The sequence below is a fragment of the Rhodococcus sp. AW25M09 genome (assembly GCF_000333955.1).
GTDB lineage: Bacteria > Actinomycetota > Actinomycetes > Mycobacteriales > Mycobacteriaceae > Rhodococcoides.
Map to the genome: position 1 here is coordinate 1 of NZ_CAPS01000083.1, position 22,446 is coordinate 22,446.

Consider the following 22,446-nt stretch of genomic DNA (forward strand, 5'->3'; position numbering starts at 1 on the left):
GCATCGAGCAGCCCTTCACGAACGGCGACGAACTCGGCAGAGTCGGGCGGAAAGTAATCGGGGATGCCCTTGGGCGCAGAAAAGGTGGTCGGCTTGCTCACGCTCACAGCTTCCCTTGCTCGGGGGCGGTGAGTCCAACGAGGAACGGGTTGGACCCGCGTTCCTGGCCGATCGAACTCTGACCGCCGTGGCCGGGCAGTACCACGGTGTCGTCGCCGAGCGGCAGCAACCGGGACGCGATGGACCGTAGGAGTTGGTCGTGGTCACCCCCGGGCAGATCCGATCGTCCGATCGATCCCGCGAACAGAGTGTCACCGGTCAGCGCCAACGGCACCGCGCGGTCCGGACCGTCTGCCCGGGTGAGAAACACCACTGAGCCCTGGGTGTGTCCGGGTGTGTACACCACCGTGAATTCGATCCCCGCGAGCTCGAGCTGCTGATTGTCCGTGAGTTCGATCACCTCAGCCGGTTCGCGGAACTCGGTATCCCCCAGTACCGCGGCCAACGCCGGACCCGTCCCCTTGACCGGATCCGAGAGCATGTACCGATCCTCGGGTGCGATGTATGCCGCGATGCCGTACTTTTCGCAGATCGGCTCCACCGACCACGTGTGGTCGAGATGGCCGTGCGTGAGCAGTACTGCAGTGGGGGTGAGAGCGGACCGCGTCAGAAAATCGATCAGCGGATCCGCGGCGTCCTGGCCGGGATCTACGATCACGCACTCGGACGCGTCGTCCTGGGCGAGGATGTAACAGTTCGTCTGAAACATTCCTGCGGGAAATCCGGTGACGAGCAAACCAATCGCTCCTAAAGGCTGAGGCCGAAGTACCGAGCAAGCTTAGTGGGACCGTTCCGATCAGGTCCCCCCAGCATGCTCTCAGGCGGTAATGGCAAACTCGCGTTGGCCGATTCTCGGCCGAACGACACATGATCGGTCCGTGCACCGAGCGGGCGAGGTCGATTTTCGGACAAGCGGGAGGAACACGAATTGCCCAGCAACGAGCAACGGCGCGAGGCTGCCAAACGAAAGCTCGAACGCCAACTCGTACGCCGCGCAGAGCGAGCACGGCGTCGTAAGCAATTGACGATCGCGGGTTCCGTCCTCGGTGTCGTCGCGGTCGTGGCCGTCGTCTCGGTCCTGTACGTGGTGACCCGCGGTGACGACGATGCGAGCACCGCTCAGGAATCGACGACGTCGGCGCCCGCCGACTCCCTCATCGCGTCCGGCCGCACCGATCCGCTGCCCGAGACGGTGAACTGCTCGTACCCGGCCTCGGCGCAGCCCGCAGCCAAGGAAAACACTCCCCCGCGCACCGACAATGTGCCCACCAGTGACGAACCGCTGAGCTACAGCATGGAGACGACAGCCGGCAACATCGGGTTGACGCTGAACAACCCCGAATCGCCGTGCACGGTGAACAGTTTCGTCTCGCTCGCCAACCAGGGCTACTTCGACGGCACCACCTGTCATCGACTCACCACCGGCCCCGGCCTGCAGGTACTGCAGTGCGGCGATCCTACGGGCACCGGACAGGGTGGACCGGGCTACCAGTTCGCCGACGAGTTCCCCACCGACACGTTCGCCGAGGGCGACCCCGCTGCGCAGACCCCGATCTCGTACCCGCGCGGAACGTTGGCCATGGCCAACGCCGGCCCGGGAACCAATGGAAGCCAGTTCTTCCTCGTCTACGGCGATTCGGAACTGCCACCCGCCTACACCGCATTCGGCACCATCGACGACACCGGTCTGGCCACCCTCGACGCCATCGCAGCCAAGGGAGTGCAGGGCGGCGCATCCGACGGCGCGCCGGCCGACCCGGTCGACGTCACGAACATAGTGAGCGATCTGTGAAGCGCCTCTTCCCACTCGCCATCACGGTGTCGGCCGCCGCGATGATGTTGGCAGGATGTTCCAGTTCGACCGAACCCGACGCCGTACCGGCCACCACATCGACGGCGTCGTCGACGGCGACTCCGACGACGACACAGCGTCCGGCATTGGATCTGTCCCGTTTCGGAGTGCTGCCGCCTGTACCGCTGCCGACGACCGATGTCGTCTCCTGCGCGTATCCAGCGGAGTCACCGGCCGCGAAGGAAGTGAACCCGCCTCCTACCGACAACGTGGACGTGTTCGGAACCGTGGACGTGACACTGTCCACCACTGCGGGACCGATCGACATCACTCTCGATCGGACGCAGGCACCGTGCACCGTCAACAGTGTCGTCAGCCTGGTGGACCAGGGATACTTCGACGGTTCTCCCTGCCATCGCCTGACGACATCACCGGGGCTGGAGGTGCTGCAGTGCGGTGATCCTTCCGGATCCGGTCGAGGCGGACCGGGATACAGCTTCGCCAACGAATACCCCACGACGGCGTACGTGGACAATCCAGAGCAAGCCCAGAATCCGGTCGTCTACCCCCGCGGGACGCTGGCAATGGCGAATGCGGGACCGGACACCAACGGCAGCCAGTTCTTCCTGGTGTACGCCGATTCGGTGCTGCCACCGCAGTACACCGTGTTCGGCACCATCTCCGAGAGCGGCTTGCAGACCCTCGATGCCATCGCCGCAGGTGGAGTCACCGGTGGTTCCGAGGACGGCGCGCCCGCAAATGCGGTGATCGTGCAATCCGCAGCCTGAGTCGCTGCACTGGTCCGAGTCGTTTCGGAACACGAGAGGGTGAGCAGAGTATCTGCTCACCCTCTCGTGTTGTCGGGCCTTCGCTCAGCCTGCCGACGTGAGCCGGTAGACGTCGTACACGCCTTCTACGTTGCGGACGACGTTCAATACGTGACCGAGATGCTTCGGATCACCCATCTCGAACGTGAACTTGCTGATCGCAACCCTGTCTCCCGATGTCGCGACGGACGCCGAGAGGATGTTGACCTTCTCGTCGGCCAGCGATTTGGTGACATCGGAAAGCAGTCGGTGCCGGTCGAGTGCCTCGATCTGGATGGCGACCAGGAACACCGACGATGCCGACGGTGCCCACTGCACCTCGATGAACCGCTCGGACTGATCCTCGAGCGAACGCGCGTTGGTGCAGTCCGTACGGTGCACGCTCACCGAACCGCCGCGGGTGACGAACCCGAGGATCTCGTCTCCCGGCACCGGGGTACAGCACTTGGCCAGTTTCGCGACGATGCCTTCGGCACCGGTGACCAGAACGCCGGCATCGCCGACCTGGCGAGGACGCGTCGGAATAGTCGACGGAGTAGACCGCTCGGCGAGTTCCTCCTCGACATCGCCGACACCGCCGAGATGAGCCACCAGCCGCTGCACCACGTGCTGCGCGGACACATGATTCTCGCCGACCGCGGTATAGAGCGCGGAGACATCGACGTACCGTAGCTCGTGCGCGATCCCAGACATGGATTCGGCATTCATCAACCGCTGCAACGGAAGTCCGCCTCGGCGTACCTCCTTCGCAATGGCGTCCTTCCCCGCTTCCAGCGCCTCTTCTCGACGTTCCTTCGCGAACCACTGTCGAATCTTGGTCTTCGCTCGTGGCGACGCCACGAATCCCTGCCAGTCCCGACTCGGACCGGCAGTGACGGCCTTGGACGTGAACACCTCGACCACTTCACCGTTGTCGAGAGTGCGTTCGAGCGCGACCAGCCGACCGTTGACTCGCGCGCCGATGCAGCGATGCCCGACCTCGGTGTGCACTGCATAGGCGAAGTCGACCGGACACGAGCCGGCAGGGAGAGTGACGACGTCTCCCTTGGGGGTGAAGACGAATATCTCCTTGACCGCGAGGTCGTAGCGCAGCGACTCGAGGAACTCACCCGGATCGGCGGCTTCCCGCTGCCAATCGAGAAGCTGGCGCATCCACGCCATGTCGTCTACCTCGGTGTTGTCCTGCGAGTGTCTGCCCTTGGTCTCCTTGTACCGCCAGTGCGCAGCGATTCCGAACTCTGCCGTCCGATGCATGTCTCGCGTGCGGATCTGCACCTCGAGGGGTTTTCCCTCGGGGCCGATCACCGTCGTGTGCAGGGACTGATACACCCCGTAGCGCGGCTGAGCGATGTAGTCCTTGAAGCGACCGGCCATCGGCTGCCACAAGGAATGTACGACGCCCACCGCGGCGTAGCAGTCGCGGATCTCGTCGCACAGAATACGAACGCCCACCAGGTCGTGAATGTCGTCGAAATCGCGACCCTTCACGATCATCTTCTGATAGATCGACCAGTAGTGCTTCGGCCGCCCCTCGACCACGGCGCTGATCCTCGACGCGGACAATGTCGCGTTGATCTCGGCCCGAACCTTCTCGAGGTAGGTATCGCGTGATGGTGCTCGGTCTGCGACGAGGCGGACGATCTCGTCGTATTTCTTGGGGTGAAGAATGGCAAACGCCAAGTCCTCCAGCTCCCATTTGACCGTCGCCATTCCGAGCCGATGAGCAAGCGGCGCAATGACTTCCAGTGTTTCCTTGGCCTTGCGCGCCTGCTTCTCCGGAGGCAGGAAACGCATGGTGCGCATATTGTGCAGCCGGTCTGCCACCTTGATGACCAGCACCCGTGGGTCTCGCGCCATCGCGATGATCATCTTGCGGATGGTTTCGCCCTCGGCCGCAGTCCCGAGCACCACCTTGTCGAGCTTGGTCACTCCATCCACCAGATGGGACACCTCGTCGCCGAACTCCTCGGTCAACTTGGCGAGCGAGTAGCCGGTGTCCTCGACGGTGTCGTGTAGCAGCGCCGCAACCAGAGTGGTGGTGTCCATTCCCAGTTCGGCAAGGATGTTCGCCACGGCCAGCGGATGCGTGATGTAGGGATCGCCGGACTTGCGCATCTGGGACGCATGTAGCTCGTCCGCGACGTCATAGGCTCTCTGCAACAGCGCCAGATCTGCTTTGGGGTAGAGCTCGCGATGCAGGCTGACGAGAGGTTCGAGCACCGGCTTGACCGCCGCGCTACGTCCGGCCGTGATGCGGCGTGCCAGACGGGCTCGAACCCGTCTCGACGCCGACGTCGGCCCCACTGCCGAACTACGTGTGCCGGACGAAGCCTGCGCGTCGTTTTGCGCAGCATCCTGAGTAGTCGCAGGTTCGGCGGAAGAACGAATATCTTCGGAGGCGGCCCCCTCCGTCGCCACAGCCTCGGAATCCGACACGGCCGTGTCGGGCCGCTCCGGGACGTCGGGACGCCCGGGGACGGCAGGCCCATCAGGCAAGGGCTGATCGATGTAACGGGTCACTCTCATCACCTCCTGCCACACGTTCCACACTGTCGCCGGACGCATCCGGTGAACGCACTACCTACAGACTTTAGTCCTCATACTGGAACCAGGCAGCCGAGCGGGTAACCACTGCACCGCTCGCGGCCACCCAGGGCAGTGATCTCGAGAACGACCGCGGCACCCACTATCACCGCGCCCTGATCGGACAACAACCGAGCCGTTGCATCTACGGTGCCGCCCGTTGCCAGCACGTCGTCGACTATCAGCACCCGTCGTCCGGCCACGTCGATCGCCGTCGGGATCTGGAGCTCGGCTGTGCCGTATTCCAGATCGTAGGCTCGTGAATGCACCGGAGGCGGCAGCTTTCCGGCCTTGCGGACGGCCAGCACACCGCAGCCCAGTTCGAGGGCCACCCCCGCCCCCAACAGAAATCCTCGTGCATCGATCCCCGCCACCAGATCGACGTTCTCGAAGCCTTGCGCCAATTCCGACACGACGCTGCGCAACGCAGGGCCGTCGGCGAACACCGGCGTCAGATCACCGAAACGCACACCGGGAACCGGAAAGTCGTCCACCCACCGCGTCAGTCGAGTGACGGCAGCAGCTGCGCTCGCCCGATCATCTGTCTCGTTCATCGAAGAAGAACCCACCGATCCATGTTCCATCCGGCACCTGCGGCCGTCGGGTTGGGCACCACGTCCTGCATGCCGTCACTGACGACAGTGGTCCGCGGCTCGTTGTACAGAGGTAGCGACGGCATGTCGTTCCACAGAATTTTCTCGCCCTCGGTCGCCAAGGCCAGAACCCGCTCCGGATCCTCGGTCACCGCCAACTGATCGATGATGGAGTCGATTCGGGCGTTGCTGTAGCCGCCGACGTTCAGACCCGTTCCCGTTCGCAGCGAATACCGTGCGACGACCCCGGACGCCGAACCGGATGGCCCGGGTAGGGAACCACTGTTGCCGAGCACGGCGTCGACTGCACCCGAGCGTAGGGCGGACGGCGTGAACTCCGGCGAGCTGGCATCCTGCACGGTGATTCCTGCGGCGGCGCAATCGGCCGCCATACGACGGACCTCCTCGGCGCGTCGTGCGTCCGGTCCCAGGTAGCCGACGCGAACGGTCAGGTCACTCTCGTCTGCACCGACGAGTTCCTTGCCGGCCTGGTCGAGGTTCGAGCGCTGATATCGATCGCCGACCACCGTTGCTACCGACGGATATTCGAGAGTGCCGGGCTGAACCAGTCGCGAGTCGACGACGCCTGCGCCCAGCCCGGCCGCTGCCACCTCGAACCCGGGGTGACCCAGCGTGTCGAACAGATCAGATCTCGGGATGCACGCCGCCACAGCTCGTCGTGCGCTCGCCTCGGCCAGCACACCCTGCGTTGCGAAGGTCAACTGCTCGACGCCTCGCGACGGCTGCGAGGTGGTGGCGAACCCCTCGGTCGCACCGACGGCATCGAGGGCACCGGCACCCTGGTCGATCACGTCCAGCGAACCGTCCGCCACTTTTGCCGCCGCATCGGTGCCCTTGGGCCAGACGACGACCTGTTCGGTCTCGGGTGGAATTCCCCACCAGGCATCGTTCGCGACGAGGACCAGACCGTCCTCGACGGTGTACGACTCGACCCGATACGGTCCGGCCGAGGGCAGCAGCGAGGTGTCGATCGCACCCGGCGTCAGGGTCCAACCCGTGTTCCAGAAGTCGGCGATACGGCTCACGACCTCGTCGTCACCGCCGAGAATGGGATCGACGACATTCGCCACGCCCACCGCTCGGGCCGCCACGTGGGCTGGCAGCAGGTCGGTGGCACCGAACAGGGCACGCCAGTTGTCATAGTTGCGGCCCGCAGCGAACACCACCGTGGCCTCCTTGGCCCCCGGTACACAGTCGATCCGTTCGATGTCGGAGTAGCCGGCCGTCGAGGCAGCGTCGAACATGGGGCGATCGGTGGCGAATCGGCCGCTGTTCGCGGCCCAGGCCAACACCAGATCGTCGCAGGCCATCGGCGCACCGTCGGAATACGTCGCCGCTGGGGCGATGGTGTACTGCACGGTCAGCGTGTCACCGGGAACGATTGCCGTTGTTCCGATGTCGTTGTCCGACAGCGCATCTCCCTCGGGCCCGAGGTAGCTGAAGCCCACCTGGACCCGAGTGAAGGCCTGCCGTGCTCCCGACGCCGCGCCGTCGACGGTTCTCGCGTTGTAGGTGTCGACGTTGTTGTCGAACGAGTAGCCGATCGAGGGCACTTTGTCCTCGGGCGGCGAACACGCGGTGATGGACACTGCCGCGAGACCCGCCGCCACCAGTGCCCCGCTCCACCTGCGTTTCACGTGCACTCTCCGTCCCTGTCGCCGATCGGTCTCTACCGTCGTTTCTTGTTCCGCTTTCCGGTAGGTCGATTCCCCGGCTGCGGAGTGGACGCTTTGGTGGTGGACACTCCGACGGCCACCGGCTCAGGTGCGATTCCGGCTGCGCGAGCTGCGGCATCGGCACGCTTGGAGTGCACTTTGCGAGTGTGCGCGGCGACCGGCCCCCACTTCTCCTTGAGCGTCACCAGCAGCGGGGTGGCGAAGAAGATGGACGAGTAGGCACCGACGATCATGCCCACGAGTTGCACGAGCGCCAGATCCTTCAGGGTGCCGACCCCGAGTAGCCACACCGCGATGATCATGAGCGCGATCACCGGCAGAACACCGATCACGGTCGTGTTGATCGAACGCATCAGAGTTTGATTGACGGCGAGGTTGGCCTGCTCCGCGAACGTCTTGCGGTGCAGGTTCAGAATGCCCCGCGTGTTCTCTTCGACCTTGTCGAACACCACCACCGAGTCGTACAACGAGAAGCCGAGGATCGTCAGCAGGCCGATGACCGTCGCCGGAGTCACCTCGAATCCGACGAGCGAGTAGACGCCCGCGGTGACGACAAGGTCGAAGCCCAGCGCGGCCAGGGCTGCCAGCGCCATGTCGCGCTCGTAGCGGATGGCGATGTAGATACTGACGATGACCAGGAAGACTGCCAGCGCGATCAGCGCCTTCTGGGTGATCTGGCTCCCCCAGGTCTCGCTGACATCGGACACGCTGATGGCGTTGGGTGTTGCGGTGCCGCTGCTGTCCTGCGGTGCGAATGCCTCGAACAAGGCCTGACGCAGGCTGTCCACCTCGCCGGGATCGAGGGCCTCGGACCGAATTTGCACGGTTGCGGCCGCACCGGAGCCGACGTTCTGCACCGACACCGGTGGCATACCGAGAGAATCGTTGTAGACGGTTTCGACCTGCTCGGTGGAGATGTTGTCGGCTGCAGGCAAGGCGATACGGGTTCCGCCCTCGAAGTCGATTCCGAGGGTGAAGCCTCGCACGAGGAAGCTCAGGAGGCAGATCAACACGATGACGCCGGTGAGGATGTAGTAGAACCGGCGACGTCCGATGATGTCGAAAGCACCGGTGCCGGTGTACAGCCTGGAGAGCCAACTGTGCTTGGGCTGCGTGGACTGATCGATACTCGAGTCGTCGAGGGGCGATGGGGTCGACGTGGTCGTGTCCGACATGTCATGCCTCCTTCGACGGCGTAGCGCCGGTCTTGACGGCGAGCGCCTTGTTGGCTGCGCGCTTGCGTTCGAGCGCGATCTGCTGAACGGCACCGAGACCGTTCACGGACGGCTTGGACCAGAACTTCGACTTCGAGGCCACGTACACCAACGGCCACGTCACCAGCACCACGACGATGATGTCCAGGATCGTCGTCAACCCGAGGGTGAACGCGAAGCCGCGGACCTGGCCCACTGCCAGCACGTACAGCACTGCTGCCGCGATGAAGCTGACGGCGTTGCCCGACAGAATCGTCTTGCGGGCACGTGCCCAACCGCGTGGCACCGCCGACCGGAAACTGCGTCCCTCGCGGATCTCGTCCTTGATGCGCTCGAAGAACACCACGAACGAGTCGGCAGTCATACCGATACCGATGATGAGTCCGGCGATACCGGCGAGGTCGAGCGTGAAGCTGATCCATCTGCCCAGCAGGATGATGATTCCGTAGACGACGAGACCGGCCAGCACCAACGACAGGGCCGTGAGCAAGCCGAGGGCTCGGTAGTAGAGCAGGCAGTAGACCAGCACGAGGGCCAGTCCGATGGCTCCGGCGATCAGGCCGGCTTCCAGCGAAGCCAATCCCAGTGTGGCCGACACGGTCTCGGCCTCGGAAGACACGAAGGACAGCGGCAGCGAGCCGTACTTGAGGGTGTTGGCCAACTCCGACGCGCTCTGGGCGTTGAAGTTTCCGGTGATCGAGGTGGCGCTACCGGCGGGGGTCGCGCCCTGGATCACCGGCGCGCTGATCACCTTCGAGTCCAGCACGAACGCGGCCTGCTTCTGCAGATTGGCTGCAGTGAACTGAGCCCAGGTGTTCGAGCCCTCCGAGTCGAACGTCAGGCTCACCTGGAACTGGGCCTGCTGACTGTCGAACCCGGAACTGGCATCGGCTATCTGCTGCCCGTCGATGATCGTCGGGCCGAGTAGGTAGACGGCCGTTCCGTCGGTGGAGCATGCGACGAGAGGAAGCGCCGGGTCGTCGTTTCCGGCGAGCGGATCGGCAGCGTTGCAGTCCAGAGACTGCATCGCGAGCTGCTGGATCTGTGGGTCCTCACTCTGTCGAAGAGCCTTCGCGTCGGCGATCTCCTGCGCAGCGCGATCCGCGTCGGACAACGACGCATCGTCGGCGGGCGCATCGTCGGCGGGCGCATCGGTTGCCGGTGCATCCGTAGCGGGGGCGGGTGTCGGATCGACCGTCGTCGGGTCCTGCGCCGGGAACACTCGGCTCTGTGGTGTCGCCGGTGCAGCGGGGTCTGCGGGTGCCGCAGGATCGGTAGGTGCGGCCGGATCGACTGCCGTCTGCGCCGATCCTGCACCCTGGCCGGCCGAGGGAGCGACCGATCCGACTACCGGTCGGATGAACAATCGCGCCGTCTGGCCGAGTGTGCGCGCCTGCGAGCTGTCGTCACCGGGCACCGTGATGACGAGATTGTCGCCGTCGATGACCACCTCCGAGCCGGAGACACCGAGACCGTTGACGCGAGTCTCGATGATCTGCTGTGCCTGCCTGAGGCTGTCCTGCGTGGGGGCGTTGCCATCGGGGGTCCGCGCGGTGAGAGTCACGCGCGTTCCGCCCTGCAGGTCGATTCCCAACTTCGGCGAGGGATCTTTGTCTCCGGTGAAGAAGACCAGGGCATACACCGCAGCCATCAGCACCGCGAAAACGGCGAGATAGCGGGCGGGACGCACCGGTCCGCTGGAAGGTGCCACGGTGTGTGTTTCTCCTCTGGGCGGTGGAAAATCTCGGTTCCTGCTGGGTCTGTCGGCTGGACGTGTCGGCGGCGAGCGGTGCGATTGTGCACCACCTGGCCACCGCAGACGAAACCGCCGTCGGATCGAAGTCTCCGACAGCGGTTCGGATCAACGGCTGCTCACTCTTTTTCGAGCCGCTTCGACGTCTGTTCGATCGTCTCGTCGGGCCCGCTGACGTCTGTCTTGTTCAAGGACGGTCCGGCACTCGCGCTCGAGTCGAGGGTCGAGATGTCGTTCTCGGTGGTGTTCTCGAACTCGGCGTCATCGAATTCGGTGCCGTCGGGCAGCACCTCGCGCACCACTGCACGCGACCACGTCGTGATGATGCCGTCGGCGATCTCGAGATCGATCGTGTCGTCCTCGACCAGGACGACGCGGGCGTACAAGCCGGCCGTGGTGACGATCTCGTCGCCGACCTTCAGCGAGTCCTGCATCTCCGTGGTCTTGGCCAGCACCTTCTTCTGTCGACGCGCATTGAGAAACAGCGGTACCAGAAGGGCCACGATCAGCAGCGGAAACAGCAAATCCATCGGAAGGTCAGTCCTCGAAGTTCGGGTCGAAAGTAGACATTGTCTCGTGCAAGACGTCGCTTGTGCGAGCCTCGCAGCTACCCAGTGTGCCATCACCGGGAACCGGTCCGGTCCGATCGCGCGCGTGTTGTACCCGATTCACTCGAATAATCCCTGCGCAGCCTCCGCGGATCGGACCGAAATTCCGCCCACCGCGAGGTCCGGCGGCGGGGTCAATCCGAGGTGTTGCCAAGCGGCAGCAGTGGCAACGCGTCCTCGCGGGGTCCGGGCGATCATGCCTGCTCGGACCAGGAACGGTTCGCACACCTCCTCGACCGTCGCAGGTTCCTCGCCGACGGCGACGGCCAGCGTCGACACCCCCACCGGTCCCCCGCCGAAGCTACGGATGAGTGCGCTGAGCACGGCGCGGTCGAGTCGGTCGAGACCGAGTTTGTCGACGTCGTAAACCACCAGAGCGGCCTTTGCCGTCTCCTGAGTGACAGTGCCGTCACCGCGCACATCTGCATAGTCGCGAACTCGCCGTAGCAATCGGTTCGCGATGCGCGGGGTGCCGCGTGAACGCCCGGCGATCTCGGCGCAGCCGTCCCGGTCGATCGGCACGCCGAGAATTCCCGCCGATCGCATGAGGATGCGCTCGAGTTCGCTCGGCTCGTAGAAATCCATGTGCGCCACGAATCCGAACCGATCACGCAGCGGCCCGGTGAGCGCCCCCGATCTCGTGGTGGCACCGACGAGCGTGAACGGTGCGACCTCCAGCGGAATCGAGGTAGCACCGGGCCCCTTGCCGACGATGACGTCGACACGGAAATCCTCCATCGCCAGGTACAGCATCTCCTCGGCCGGACGGGCGATGCGATGAATCTCGTCGATGAACAGCACGTCACCCTCGACCAGGTTGCTGAGCATTGCAGCAAGGTCGCCCGCGCGCTCGAGCGCCGGGCCGGACGTGAGACGCAACGACGTACCCAGCTCGGCGGCGATGATCATGGCCATACTCGTCTTACCGAGCCCCGGCGGCCCGGACATCAGGATGTGATCGGGAGTGCCGCCGCGCATCTTTGCCCCGGACAGCACCAGCTGAAGCTGCTCGCGCACCCGGGGTTGACCGATGAAGTCTGTGAGATTCTTCGGACGCAAGCTCGTCTCGACGTCCAGATCGTCGGGCAGTGCGTCGGCGCCCACCTGTGACTCGGCGAACTCGTCGTCCTCGGTCATGCCCGCCTACCTGGACTTTCCGAGGTACGCCAGAGCCGACCTCAAGGCGATCGACGTCGTGGCCTCGGGCTGCTGGGCGAGCACCGCGTCGGTGGCTTCCTCGGCCTGCTTGGCCGGGAACCCGAGACCGATCAACGCCTCCACGATCTGCTCCCGCACGGAGTTTCCGGACCCGGAGCCCGGCACCACCGAACTGCCCGCACGCCCGACGACTGCGTCGACCTTGTCACGGAGTTCGACGACCATTCGCTCCGCGCCGCGCTTACCGATACCGGGAACTCTGGTCAACGCCCCGATGTCACTGTCGGCCAGGGCCGATCGCAGTGCGTCGGGCTCGTGGACGGCAAGCGTCGCCATCGCAATTCGGGGCCCGACGCCGGAGACGGTCAGGAGCAACTCGAACAACTCGCGAGATTCCTTGTCCGGAAACCCGTACAGCGTCTGCGAGTCCTCGCGCACGATCATGGTCGTCAACAGGATCGATTCACTCCCCCGGTGCAGTGTGGCGAGTGTCGCCGGCGTGGCGCTGACGCGGTATCCGACGCCTGCTGCCTCGAGCACAGCATGATCGAGCGCAATGTCGACCACCGAGCCCCTGATCGATGCGATCATCGCGCGCCCGCCTCTTTCTTGGCCAACTTCTCGATCTTGCGTGCAACGACCGCGCGAGCTTTGCGCTCCTCGGCCAGACGTGCGTCGTACTTGCGTTTCTGTTCTGCCGCCATGGCTTCCGCCTTCGCCATCCGAGCGATCATGGGAGCCCGCCAGCAATGGCAGATTCCGAGGGCGAGTGCGTCGGCCGCGTCGGCAGGGGTCGGAGCGGTTTGCAGACCGAGAATGCGCATGACCATCGCCGTGACCTGAGCCTTGTCGGCCGAACCGTTTCCGGTCACCGCCGCCTTGACCTCACTGGGAGTGTGAAAGCAGACGTCTATGCCGCGCCGGGCAGCCGCCAGAGCGATGACACCACCGGCCTGTGCGGTCCCCATGGCGGTACGCACGTTGTGCTGCGCGAACACTCGCTCGATGGCCACCACCGACGGTTTGTGCGTGTCGAGCCAATATTCTGCGGCCTCGGAGATTCGCAGCAGTCGCTGCGCGAGATCCATGTCCGCAGGTGTGCGCACCACGTCCACGTCGAGAGCAACGACCGTTCGGCCCACACCACCCTCGATCAGACTGAGCCCACACCTGGTGAGACCGGGGTCGACACCCATCACCCGCACGCCACCACACCTTCCGCTTACGAACTGTTGTTCGATAGCGTAGCGGAGCGTCCCGACGGATCAGGGATACGACACTCGTCTGACTGAATCGAGGGCGGTCAGTCTTCTTCGTCGAGCTCGGCCATGACCTCGTCGGACAGGTCGACGTTGGACCACACGTTCTGCACGTCGTCACTGTCTTCGAGCGCGTCGATGAGCTTGAACACCTTGCGCGCGCCGTCTGCGTCGACCGGGACGTTGACCGAGGCCTGGAAGCTCGCCTCGGCCGAGTCGTAGTCGATCCCGGCTTCCTGCAGGGCGGTGCGCACTGCGACGAGGTCGGTCGGCTCACTGACGACCTCGAAGGTGTCACCGTTGTCGTTGACTTCCTCGGCACCGACTTCGAGGACGGCCATGAGCACGTCGTCCTCGCTCTGTCCGTTCTTCTCGAGGGTCACCACGCCTTTGCGCGAGAACAGGTAGGACACCGAGCCCGGGTCGGCCATGTTTCCGCCGTTGCGGGTCATCGCAACACGCACTTCGCCTGCGGCGCGGTTGCGGTTGTCGGTGAGGCATTCGATGAGGATTGCGACACCGTTGGGGCCGTAGCCCTCGTACATGATGGTCTGCCAATCGGCGCCACCGGTCTCTTCGCCTGCTCCTCGTTTGCGGGCCCGCTCGATGTTGTCGATCGGAACCGAGGTCTTCTTCGCCTTCTGGATGGCGTCGAAGAGCGTCGGGTTGCCCACCGGGTCACCGCCACCGGTGCGGGCTGCCACCTCGATATTCTTGATGAGTTTGGCGAAAGATTTGCCACGTCGGGCGTCGATCACCGCCTTCTTGTGCTTGGTGGTGGCCCATTTTGAGTGGCCGCTCATGCGATAGGGCCCCTTCCTGCTCGAAATCAGTGTTGTCGACTTTACTCGCCCGCTACCCCAGTCGGGACCGACCGGCTCCGACGTGTTTCAGCGGCGGCGCACCATGTCGACGAAGAGTCGGTGCACGCGATCGTCTCCGGTGACCTCGGGGTGGAAGCTGGTCGCGAGCACCGAGTTCTGCCGAACGGCCACCACACGTCCGGCGGCCGGTCCGTGCGGGACGGTGGCCAGTACCTCGACCCGCTCGCCGACCCGCTCGACCCAGGGCGCGCGGATGAACACCGCACGAATCGGACCACCCTCGATATCGGTGACGTCGAGGTCGGTTTCGAAGGAGTCGACCTGACGACCGAACGCGTTGCGCCGCACGGTGATATCGAGGGTATCGAGATGCTTGGCATCGGGCCTGGTGTCCAGGATCTCCGACGCCAGCAGAATCATGCCGGCGCAGGACCCGTACGCAGGCAGGCCTTCGGCCAACTGCGCCCGCAACGGTTCGAGGAGGTCGAACACTCCGAGCAGGTTGCTCATGGTCGTCGATTCCCCACCAGGGATGATCAGTCCGTCGATCTGCGCGAGTTCGGCCGGACGCCGCACCGTGACGCCGTGCGCTCCGCTCGACTCGAGTGCGGCCAGATGCTCGCGAACATCGCCCTGCAGCGCCAGAACTCCGATGGTCGGAGCGGTCACTTCAGCCCGAAAGGATCGACGTTGGAACTCTCGGGGTTCCGCTCGAAGCGCATGAGTCCTTCCTGCACCACTGCGGCGACCATGCGACCGGAGGTGTCGAAGATCCGCCCCTGGGTCAGAGCTCGCCCGAAATCGGCAGACGGCGACGTCTGGTCGTAGAGCAACCATTCGTCCGCTCGGAACGGCCGAAGGAACCACAGCGCGTGATCGAGAGAGGCGGTCTGCGTGACGGCGTCCTGGTGCGGCACTTTTGCCGATCCCAAAAGCGTCATGTCGCTCATGTAGGCGAGCGCGCACACGTGGAACACCTGATCGTCGGGCAAGGTGTCCCGATAGCGGAACCAGACACGTTGCTGCGCAGCGAAACTGGGGTGCTTGACGGTCTGGTCGTCAGGAATGAGGCGGATGTCCCACTCGGACCATTCCTTGTAGTACGAGTGGTCGTACTCGGCGAGAGTGGTGGGATCGGGCAGGCTTTCGGGGCCCACGACCTCGGGCATGAGGTCCTGATGGGAGATACCGTCGTCATCACCGTGGAACGAGGCGGACATCGTGAATATTGCTTTGCCGTGCTGGATTCCGGTGACTCTGCGCGTGCAGAACGACCGGCCGTCCCGAATCCGATCGACCATGAAGACAGCTGGTTCGTTGGGGTTGCCCGGACGAAGGAAGTAGCCGTGCAGCGAGTGCACGCGAAATTCGGGTTCTACCGTGCGCACCGCCGCAACGAGCGCCTGGCCCGCGACCTGACCGCCGAACGTCCGGGGTAGCCGACTCGGGAAGGTCCGCCCCCGATAGATGTCGTTCTCGATCCGTTCCAATTCGAGAATGTCCTCGATGCTGGCCATGGCTGGTGCCTACCTTTCTGAGGAGCCCAGGCTAACAATGGATCGACCAGGCAAGATGGTCGGCGTGGGTCAACCGATGCCGATCTTTCCCGATCTCCTGATGAAGGAGATCGTCGATTCCTGCCCGGTCGGTGCCCGAACGATCGTCGTGGTCGACGGTGCCGATGCCGCACAACCGGTCGAATTTGCCACGCGCACAGCCGAACACGCGCGCTCGCACGGTCGTCCGGCAGACGTCGTCGACCTCCACGACTACGTCCGACCTGCATCTATTCGATTCGAGTACTCGCGCACCGACGAATTGAGTTATCGCACATTGTGGTTCGACTACGAAGCCCTCGGTCGGGAGGTCATTGCACCGCTGCGACGCGGTGGCCGAGGTCACTTCCTGCCACGACTGTGGGATGAGGCCACCGATCGATCCGCTCGGGCTCGCACCGTGGAGGCCGCGCCGAATCAGATCGTTCTCGTTGCCGGGCCCATGCTGCTCGGGCGGGGATTGGACGTGGATGTGTCGGTGCAGCTGCGCCTGTCCGAGGGTGCCCTGCGTCGGAGAACTGATCCGGCCGACGAATGGACCTGCGCGCCACTACTCGCGTACTACGACGGCCTGGACTATTCCAACGGTTCCGCCGAGCGGCCGGATTTCATGGTCCGCTGGGACCACCCGGGCCGCCCGGCGCTGGAACGCCGACAGTAGGAGCGAATCACCAACCGCGCTCGGCCAGCCGGTGTCCGACGGGGAGGTCGTCGACGTTGATGCCGACCATCGCCTCGCCGAGGCCGCGCGAGACCTTCGCGAGCACATCGGGGTCGTCGAAGAACGTGGTGGCCTTGACGATCGCCTCGGCACGTTCCTTGGGGTTGCCGGACTTGAAGATTCCCGATCCGACGAAGACTCCCTCGGCTCCGAGCTGCATCATCATTGCCGCGTCGGCGGGGGTGGCGATACCGCCGGCCGTGAACAGCGTGACGGGCAGCTTGCCGGCGCGAGCGATTTCGACGACGAGGTCGTACGGGGCCTGCAACTCCTTCGCCGCCACGTACAGCTCGTCCTCGGGCATAGAGGTGAGTCGGCGAATTTCGTCGCGAATCTTGCGCATGTGCGTCGTCGCGTTGGAGACATCGCCGGTTCCGGCCTCGCCTTTGGAGCGAATCATGGCTGCGCCCTCGGTGATTCGGCGCAGGGCTTCACCCAGGTTGGTGGCACCACAGACGAAAGGAGCAGTGAAGTTCCATTTGTCGATGTGGTTGGCGTAGTCGGCCGGGGTGAGCACCTCGGACTCGTCGATGTAGTCGACACCCAAGCTCTGCAGGATCTGCGCTTCGACGAAGTGTCCGATGCGCGCCTTGGCCATCACCGGGATGCTGACGGAGGAGATGATGCTGTCGATCATGTCGGGATCGCTCATCCGCGACACTCCACCCTGGGCGCGAATGTCGGCGGGGACACGCTCGAGAGCCATCACTGCCACGGCTCCCGCGTCCTCGGCGATCTTGGCCTGATCCGCTGTGACCACGTCCATGATGACGCCGCCCTTGAGCATCTCGGCCATGCCCCGTTTGACGCGTGCGGTGCCGATTCCGTTCTCGCTGGTCCCGCCTTCGGCCGATGCAGCGGGCGAATGGGATGCGTGTGGGGTACTCAAGCGAAACTCCTGTGTTCTTCGACGCTGTCGCAGCGCTCCGGGCTGATTGTTGCGAGGTTGCGCCGCCGTGACCACGCTGGTGATGGCACGCGGCGCGAGGTCGCGCCCAGAACACTAGGCCTTCGTACTCCGGTTTCCCATAACCAATTGACGATTACTGGCCTGCTCGGAAAGGTCCAGATAACTAGCGGATGGCGCGTACGTCCGGATCGCCGCGTCTCGCGAGAGCCACGTTGACTTCGTCGAGCAACTCTGCGAGGTCCTGGGGGTAGACGTTCTCGCCGACTGCACTGAGCGCGCGAATATCGGATTCCGTGCACCACTGGTGCCCGGTCACGGTCCTTCTCTCGAAGTCGGTGAAACCGTCGCTCTGCGGTTCGAACTCCTGAGTTCGGTGAGCGAAGAACAACTCCTCGGACCGGATCAGGGTTCCGTTGAACGGGAACGTGGCAACCCGGCGCCACAACGGACCGCGGAGATCGGCCTCCGACACGTTCAACCCTGTCTCCTCGCGTACTTCTCGCACGGCCGCATCGCGCAGCGATTCGCCCTTCTCCACTTCACCACCGATCGTGAACCAGAAGAAGGTGTCGGGAACCGTCGGATCGTGCCCGCGCAACAGCAAGACTCGGCCCCGCTCGTCGAGCAGCACCACCCGCGCAGAGGTCCGTGGGGTGGCCCGGTTCTCACTACCGAACGTCGCTCCGGCCGAGCGCTCGGCGATCTCGAAGTACGACGGCAAAGCGGCGGTGCCGCCCAGATGCAACCACCGGACCGGACGCCGTTCTCGCAATGCCAGGGTGTCGCGGACGGCATCGTTGTGGAACCGACGTGCAATCAGCACCCGAGCTTCGGCGTCGGCCAGTTCGGCTACCAGTTGCGGGGGCAGCTGGTTCGGTTGCACCACGGCGAGCGACATGGACACCGCGTTCTCGGCGTCCTCTCGCTGCGACCGGTCGGCCCGTTCGGCGCGATCCGCAAGCGCGGCAAGTTCCCTGCTCGACGGCACTGCCTCGCGGGTGGCGGCGGACACTGCTCGCGCCACGACGGCACGGCGAGCGAGCGCCGCATCGAGTGCTTGCCAGGCAAGATCGGTGCGTACGTGCAAGCGATCGAGTCTGTTCGCCGTTCCGTAGGCCCAGAGACCGACGACGAGAATGAGTACGGCGATCAGCCCGAGTATCAGAATGGTGACGGCAGACAGGGTCATCAGCTCGACGCTCGCACTTTCTGGCCGCCGAGAGTAACGGTCTCGTAGACCCGCAGGATCTGCTCGGCGACGACGGGCCAATCGTAGGCGGACACAGCCGCCGAGGCGGCGCCGACCAAGCGGTCTCGGACGGCGTCGTCGGACAGGATCGAGGTAATGGCGGCGGCGAGGGCATCGGAAGCGTCGATCGGAACCAACAGCCCGCAGGTGCCGTCCCGCAACACCCGGCGGAAGGCGTCGAGTTCGCTTGCCACGACCGGTGTTCCGGCGGCCATCGCCTCGACGAGCACGATGCCGAAGCTTTCACCGCCGAGGTTCGGTGCGCAGTAGACATCGGCGCTGCGCATCGCCGATGCCTTCGTCGCGTCGTCCACTTGCCCCAGGAACGTCAGGTGGGACGCGAGCGGCCCGGCTTCCTTGCGCAGCTTGTCCTCGTCGCCGCGACCGACGATGAGGATCTCGATGTCAGGATGTGCGTCGACCAGTGCGGGCAGAGCGCCGAGCAGAACGGCCATACCCTTGCGTGGCTCGTCGAATCGACCCAGGAAGAGCACCGTGCGACCGGCACGCGGATAGCCCACCAGCACAGCGGCATCGGCGAAGGCCCGGACGTCGACGCCGTTGGGGATCTCCACTGCATCGGATCCGAGGGCCTCGACCTGCCATCGTCGAGCAAGCTCCGAGACTGCGATCCGACCGCTGATCTTCTCGTGATACGGACGCAGCACACCTTGGAACGTGCTGAGCACCAGGGATTTCGTCGTGGAGGTGTGGAACGTCGCCACGATCGGTCCGTCCGCGGCTTTGAGGGCCAGCATCGACAGACTCGGCGCATTCGGCTCGTGGATGTGCAACACATCGAAATCGTTGTCGGAGATCCATTTACGGATTCTGGAATAGGTGATCGGTCCGAACTTCAGGCGTGCCACGGAACCGTTGTAGGGAATGGCCGTTGCTTCGCCGGCAGAGACCACGAAATCCGGCAGTTCGACGTCATCCGAGGCCGGGGCCAGGACACTGACGCGGTGTCCGCGTTCGATGAACACCTCGGCCAACTGTTGAACGTGAGCCTGTACCCCACCGGGAACGTCGAACGAATACGGGCACACCATGCCGATCTTCACGTGCCCTCGATTCGAGCTCGCCGCTGCGCCGACCAGTCGCTCATCCAGAGGGGTTGGAGCATGTGCCAGTCCGCTGGATGTGCCCTGATCCCTGCGGCGAAGTGATCCGCCAAGGCTTGTGTGGCGGAATCGATTCCGTGCGAGACATCCACCGCCGGAGAGATGTCGAAGCCCCATCCGTCACCGTCGAAATAGCCGTGCACCGGCAGTAGCGTCGCGCCGGTGTCGATCGCCAGTTTCGCGGCACCCGCGGGCATCCGGGTCGGTTCACCGAAGAAGGTCACCGGCACTCCATGCCGTGCGAGGTCTCGTTCGCCGAGTAGGCACACGACCTTGTTCTCGTGCAGTCGCTCGCTCAGCGCCTGCAGCGGGGGCTGCTCACCGCCGCTGAGTGGGAAGATCTCGAAGCCGAGACTCTCCCGATAGGCGACGAATCGTTCGTAGAGCGATTCGGGCTTCAGCCGTTCGGCCACCGTCGAGAGCCCACCGTGCTTACGTACCAGCCACATTCCGGCCATGTCCCAATTGCCACTGTGCGGCAATGCCAGGACGGCACCCTTGCCTGCCGAAAGCGCAGCCTCGAGATGCTCCTGGCCGTGCACGCACTTGTCGATGACGGCGGCCTGTTCGGCGAGATCCATCGACGGCAGCCGAAAAGCCTCACGCCAGTAGCGCGCATACGAGCGGACGCTGTCTCTGATCAGCTCGTCGGGTACCTTCTCGGGGGTGGTCGCCAGCACGCGAGCGAGATTGCGCCGCAACTGGTCCGGGCCACCGTTGCGGCTCGACGCGATATCGGCACCACGATCGAAGAGCTGTCGTGCCACCCCCTCGGGGAGCGACCTCACCAGTCGCCACCCGGCTGCGTATCCGAGGTCGCTGGCTCTCTCGGAGAGGTTCACGACGAAGCCACATCTCCGTCGTCGGATGCCGTCGTCGTCGGCGGAGCGATGATGTCGCGAGCCCCTGCAGATCCACGGACTGCGAGCACTCGCTGGAAGACGGTCACGATGCTCAATGCGGCGAGGATCCACATCGCCGGGTAGATCAGGCTGTCCAGCCATGGAATACCGAAGTGTCGACCCAAACCGGTGAGCCCGGCTCCGACGAGGACGATGACGAGCCGATCGGGGCGCTCGATCCACCCACCGTCGGCCGAGAGTCCGCTGGCCTCGGCGCGTGCCTTGGCATACGAGATCACCTGGGAGGTGACCAGGCAGATCAGCGTGGCGATCAACAGAAGCTTGTCGTCCTCGGAGTACACCGCCCACCAGGCCAGGCCACCGAAGATTGCGCCGTCGGCCACGCGATCGCACGTCGCGTCGAGAACCGCACCGTACTTGGTACCGCCACCGCGAGCCCGTGCCATGGCGCCGTCGAGCATGTCGAAGAGCACGAACAGGGTGATGACGATCGAACCCCACCACAGGTAGCCGGCGGGGTACATCGTCACTGCGGCAGTGACGGTGACCACGGTGCCGATGATCGTCACCGAGTCGGGAGTCAGTCCGGTGCTGTTGAGGGCGCGCCCGAGCGGCGCAGTCAACTTCGAAACCGGCGCACGGCCGAAAATGCTCAGCACGGCGCGTGCTCCTCTCGCCTGTGGTTCATTCGTTCCAGGCCGACGCGAGCAGGGCCCGAGTGTCGCGGAGCAACTGCGGCATGACCTTCGCGCCGCCGATCACGGTGATGAAGTTGGCGTCGCCTCCCCACCGCGGCACGATGTGCTGGTGCAGATGCTCGGCCAACGAACCGCCCGCAGCTGCGCCGAGGTTGAGTCCGACGTTGAACCCGTGCGGGCTGGACACCCGCTTGATGACCCGAATCATCTGCTGCGTGAACGCCATCAACTCGGCGCTCTCGGCAGGGGTGAGGTCTTCGAGTGCCGCGACGCGGCGGTACGGCACGATCATCGCGTGACCGGGGTTGTACGGGTACAGGTTGAGTACCGCGTAGACCGCTTCGCCGCGCGCCACGACCAGACCGTCCTCGTCGCTCATCTTGGGAATGTCGGAGAACGGCTCACTGGACTTGGCCGAGGCTTGCGGGGCTTCGGCGATGTAGGACATCCGGTGCGGAGTCCACAGTCGTTGGAGTCGATCGGGCTCACCAGCACCGGTGGCAACGATCGACTCGTCCTGTTCGGGCATGTCAGCTCACTCCTGTGGTACTGGTCTGCACGAGGTCGGCGGTGGGTGATGCGTTGTTGCGCTGCGAGATCCACTCGGTGATCAGAGTTACTGCCTGAGCGACCGGAACCCCGTTGACCTGTGTGCCGTCACGGAATCGGAAGCTCACCGCGTCGGCTTCGACGTCGCGTTCGCCGGCGAGCAGCATGAAGGGGATCTTCTGCGCGGTCTGGTTGAAGATCTTCTTCTGCATCCGATCGTCACTGGCGTCGACCTCGGCTCTGACGCCGCGCTTCTTCAATTCCTTCACCACCGAGAACAGGTGGTCCTGGTGCACCTCGGCGACCGGGATACCGACGACCTGCACCGGTGCGAGCCAGGCCGGGAACGCGCCGGCGTAATGCTCGGTGAGAACGCCGAAGAATCGCTCGATGGATCCGAACAGTGCG

Annotated in this window: 23 protein-coding genes; 3 read left to right on the top strand and 20 right to left on the bottom strand. The window is 64.6% G+C overall.

The window, feature by feature from the left end; genetic code table 11:
• Positions 1-103: 103 nt before the first annotated feature.
• The gene (locus tag RHODMAR_RS16745; RefSeq protein WP_008716657.1) at positions 104-796 is read right to left on the bottom strand and encodes an MBL fold metallo-hydrolase; all 693 of its coding nucleotides are present in this window, start codon (positions 794-796) and stop codon (positions 104-106) included.
• A 192-nt stretch (positions 797-988) separates the two neighbouring features.
• On the opposite strand from RHODMAR_RS16745, the gene RHODMAR_RS16750 reads away from it, so the two are divergent.
• A complete protein-coding gene (locus RHODMAR_RS16750; RefSeq protein ID WP_008716659.1) occupies positions 989-1,852 on the top strand; it encodes a peptidylprolyl isomerase in 864 nt (287 codons plus the stop codon).
• A complete protein-coding gene (locus RHODMAR_RS16755; protein ID WP_008716662.1) occupies positions 1,849-2,640 on the top strand; it encodes a peptidylprolyl isomerase in 792 nt (263 codons plus the stop codon). Before RHODMAR_RS16750 ends, RHODMAR_RS16755 begins: the two co-directional genes overlap by 4 nt.
• Positions 2,641-2,724: 84 nt before the next feature.
• Here the strand turns inward: RHODMAR_RS16755 and RHODMAR_RS16760 are convergent, their stop codons facing one another.
• The 12 genes from RHODMAR_RS16760 to RHODMAR_RS16815 form a co-directional block, all read right to left on the bottom strand.
• Positions 2,725-4,983 carry a RelA/SpoT family protein gene (locus tag RHODMAR_RS16760; protein ID WP_232433690.1) on the bottom strand — a complete coding sequence of 753 codons (2,259 nt, stop codon included), beginning with the start codon at positions 4,981-4,983 and terminating at the stop codon, positions 2,725-2,727.
• A gap of 293 nt (positions 4,984-5,276) precedes the next feature.
• Entirely contained in the window at positions 5,277-5,816 is a 540-nt protein-coding gene (locus tag RHODMAR_RS16765) for an adenine phosphoribosyltransferase (RefSeq protein ID WP_008716666.1), read from the bottom strand.
• A complete protein-coding gene (locus tag RHODMAR_RS16770) occupies positions 5,813-7,519 on the bottom strand; it encodes an ABC transporter substrate-binding protein (RefSeq protein WP_008716669.1) in 1,707 nt (568 codons plus the stop codon). Before RHODMAR_RS16770 ends, RHODMAR_RS16765 begins: the two co-directional genes overlap by 4 nt.
• A gap of 26 nt (positions 7,520-7,545) precedes the next feature.
• Positions 7,546-8,727, bottom strand: coding sequence for a protein translocase subunit SecF (gene secF, locus RHODMAR_RS16775; protein ID WP_008716671.1), 1,182 nt, complete (start codon positions 8,725-8,727; stop codon positions 7,546-7,548).
• A 1-nt stretch (position 8,728) separates the two neighbouring features.
• The gene (gene secD, locus RHODMAR_RS16780) at positions 8,729-10,477 is read right to left on the bottom strand and encodes a protein translocase subunit SecD (protein WP_008716673.1); all 1,749 of its coding nucleotides are present in this window, start codon (positions 10,475-10,477) and stop codon (positions 8,729-8,731) included.
• Positions 10,478-10,638: 161 nt separating this feature from the next.
• The gene (gene yajC, locus RHODMAR_RS16785; RefSeq protein ID WP_008716676.1) at positions 10,639-11,049 is read right to left on the bottom strand and encodes a preprotein translocase subunit YajC; all 411 of its coding nucleotides are present in this window, start codon (positions 11,047-11,049) and stop codon (positions 10,639-10,641) included.
• Between the two features lie 138 nt (positions 11,050-11,187).
• The gene (gene ruvB, locus RHODMAR_RS16790; protein ID WP_008716678.1) at positions 11,188-12,264 is read right to left on the bottom strand and encodes a Holliday junction branch migration DNA helicase RuvB; all 1,077 of its coding nucleotides are present in this window, start codon (positions 12,262-12,264) and stop codon (positions 11,188-11,190) included.
• Positions 12,265-12,270: 6 nt separating this feature from the next.
• Positions 12,271-12,876, bottom strand: a complete 606-nt coding sequence (gene ruvA / locus RHODMAR_RS16795) for a Holliday junction branch migration protein RuvA (protein ID WP_008716680.1) — start codon at positions 12,874-12,876, stop codon at positions 12,271-12,273.
• Entirely contained in the window at positions 12,873-13,490 is a 618-nt protein-coding gene (gene ruvC / locus RHODMAR_RS16800; protein WP_008716682.1) for a crossover junction endodeoxyribonuclease RuvC, read from the bottom strand. The genes ruvA and ruvC overlap by 4 nt, the downstream gene beginning before the upstream one ends.
• Positions 13,491-13,588: 98 nt before the next feature.
• Complete coding sequence (locus RHODMAR_RS16805) at positions 13,589-14,347, bottom strand: YebC/PmpR family DNA-binding transcriptional regulator (RefSeq protein WP_008716684.1); 759 nt, start codon at positions 14,345-14,347, stop codon at positions 13,589-13,591.
• A gap of 87 nt (positions 14,348-14,434) precedes the next feature.
• On the bottom strand, positions 14,435-15,037 hold the full coding sequence (gene pdxT, locus RHODMAR_RS16810; RefSeq protein ID WP_008716688.1) for a pyridoxal 5'-phosphate synthase glutaminase subunit PdxT: 603 nt from the start codon (positions 15,035-15,037) through the stop codon (positions 14,435-14,437).
• Positions 15,034-15,885: an acyl-CoA thioesterase gene (locus tag RHODMAR_RS16815; protein WP_008716689.1), complete on the bottom strand. Its 852-nt coding sequence runs from the start codon at positions 15,883-15,885 to the stop codon at positions 15,034-15,036. The genes pdxT and RHODMAR_RS16815 overlap by 4 nt, the downstream gene beginning before the upstream one ends.
• Before the next feature lie 37 nt (positions 15,886-15,922).
• Here RHODMAR_RS16815 and RHODMAR_RS16820 point away from each other — a divergent pair, with 37 nt between their 5' ends.
• A complete protein-coding gene (locus RHODMAR_RS16820) occupies positions 15,923-16,585 on the top strand; it encodes a hypothetical protein (RefSeq protein ID WP_232433689.1) in 663 nt (220 codons plus the stop codon).
• A gap of 7 nt (positions 16,586-16,592) precedes the next feature.
• Here the strand turns inward: RHODMAR_RS16820 and pdxS are convergent, their stop codons facing one another.
• The 7 genes from pdxS to RHODMAR_RS16855 all read right to left on the bottom strand — a co-directional run.
• Positions 16,593-17,468: a pyridoxal 5'-phosphate synthase lyase subunit PdxS gene (gene pdxS, locus RHODMAR_RS16825; RefSeq protein WP_042939635.1), complete on the bottom strand. Its 876-nt coding sequence runs from the start codon at positions 17,466-17,468 to the stop codon at positions 16,593-16,595.
• 250 nt (positions 17,469-17,718) lie between these two features.
• The gene (locus RHODMAR_RS16830; RefSeq protein WP_008716696.1) at positions 17,719-18,744 is read right to left on the bottom strand and encodes an NUDIX hydrolase; all 1,026 of its coding nucleotides are present in this window, start codon (positions 18,742-18,744) and stop codon (positions 17,719-17,721) included.
• Positions 18,744-19,868: a glycosyltransferase family 4 protein gene (locus RHODMAR_RS16835; protein ID WP_008716698.1), complete on the bottom strand. Its 1,125-nt coding sequence runs from the start codon at positions 19,866-19,868 to the stop codon at positions 18,744-18,746. The genes RHODMAR_RS16830 and RHODMAR_RS16835 overlap by 1 nt, the downstream gene beginning before the upstream one ends.
• Positions 19,865-20,770: a phosphatidylinositol mannoside acyltransferase gene (locus RHODMAR_RS16840; RefSeq protein WP_008716700.1), complete on the bottom strand. Its 906-nt coding sequence runs from the start codon at positions 20,768-20,770 to the stop codon at positions 19,865-19,867. Before RHODMAR_RS16840 ends, RHODMAR_RS16835 begins: the two co-directional genes overlap by 4 nt.
• Positions 20,767-21,450 (bottom strand): phosphatidylinositol phosphate synthase, encoded by a 684-nt coding sequence (pgsA, locus tag RHODMAR_RS16845; protein WP_008716702.1) that lies wholly within the window; start codon positions 21,448-21,450, stop codon positions 20,767-20,769. Before pgsA ends, RHODMAR_RS16840 begins: the two co-directional genes overlap by 4 nt.
• Before the next feature lie 25 nt (positions 21,451-21,475).
• Positions 21,476-22,018 (bottom strand): HIT family protein, encoded by a 543-nt coding sequence (locus tag RHODMAR_RS16850; RefSeq protein WP_008716704.1) that lies wholly within the window; start codon positions 22,016-22,018, stop codon positions 21,476-21,478.
• A gap of 1 nt (position 22,019) precedes the next feature.
• The coding region (locus tag RHODMAR_RS16855; RefSeq protein ID WP_008716707.1) for a His/Gly/Thr/Pro-type tRNA ligase C-terminal domain-containing protein at positions 22,020-22,446 on the bottom strand (427 nt) is incomplete at its 5' end.

What these genes read in the sequence shown, in the direction of transcription:
- ruvA (WP_008716680.1), bottom strand. Translation starts at nt 12,876, where the DNA reads ATGATCGCATCGATCAGGGGCTCGGTGGTCGACATTGCGCTCGATCAT.
- RHODMAR_RS16820 (WP_232433689.1), top strand. Translation starts at nt 15,923, where the DNA reads ATGGATCGACCAGGCAAGATGGTCGGCGTGGGTCAACCGATGCCGATC.
- RHODMAR_RS16805 (WP_008716684.1), bottom strand. Translation starts at nt 14,347, where the DNA reads ATGAGCGGCCACTCAAAATGGGCCACCACCAAGCACAAGAAGGCGGTG.
- RHODMAR_RS16815 (WP_008716689.1), bottom strand. Translation starts at nt 15,885, where the DNA reads ATGGCCAGCATCGAGGACATTCTCGAATTGGAACGGATCGAGAACGAC.
- RHODMAR_RS16830 (WP_008716696.1), bottom strand. Translation starts at nt 18,744, where the DNA reads ATGACCCTGTCTGCCGTCACCATTCTGATACTCGGGCTGATCGCCGTA.
- yajC (WP_008716676.1), bottom strand. Translation starts at nt 11,049, where the DNA reads ATGGATTTGCTGTTTCCGCTGCTGATCGTGGCCCTTCTGGTACCGCTG.
- RHODMAR_RS16765 (WP_008716666.1), bottom strand. Translation starts at nt 5,816, where the DNA reads ATGAACGAGACAGATGATCGGGCGAGCGCAGCTGCTGCCGTCACTCGA.
- RHODMAR_RS16850 (WP_008716704.1), bottom strand. Translation starts at nt 22,018, where the DNA reads ATGCCCGAACAGGACGAGTCGATCGTTGCCACCGGTGCTGGTGAGCCC.
- secF (WP_008716671.1), bottom strand. Translation starts at nt 8,727, where the DNA reads ATGTCGGACACGACCACGTCGACCCCATCGCCCCTCGACGACTCGAGT.
- ruvB (WP_008716678.1), bottom strand. Translation starts at nt 12,264, where the DNA reads ATGACCGAGGACGACGAGTTCGCCGAGTCACAGGTGGGCGCCGACGCA.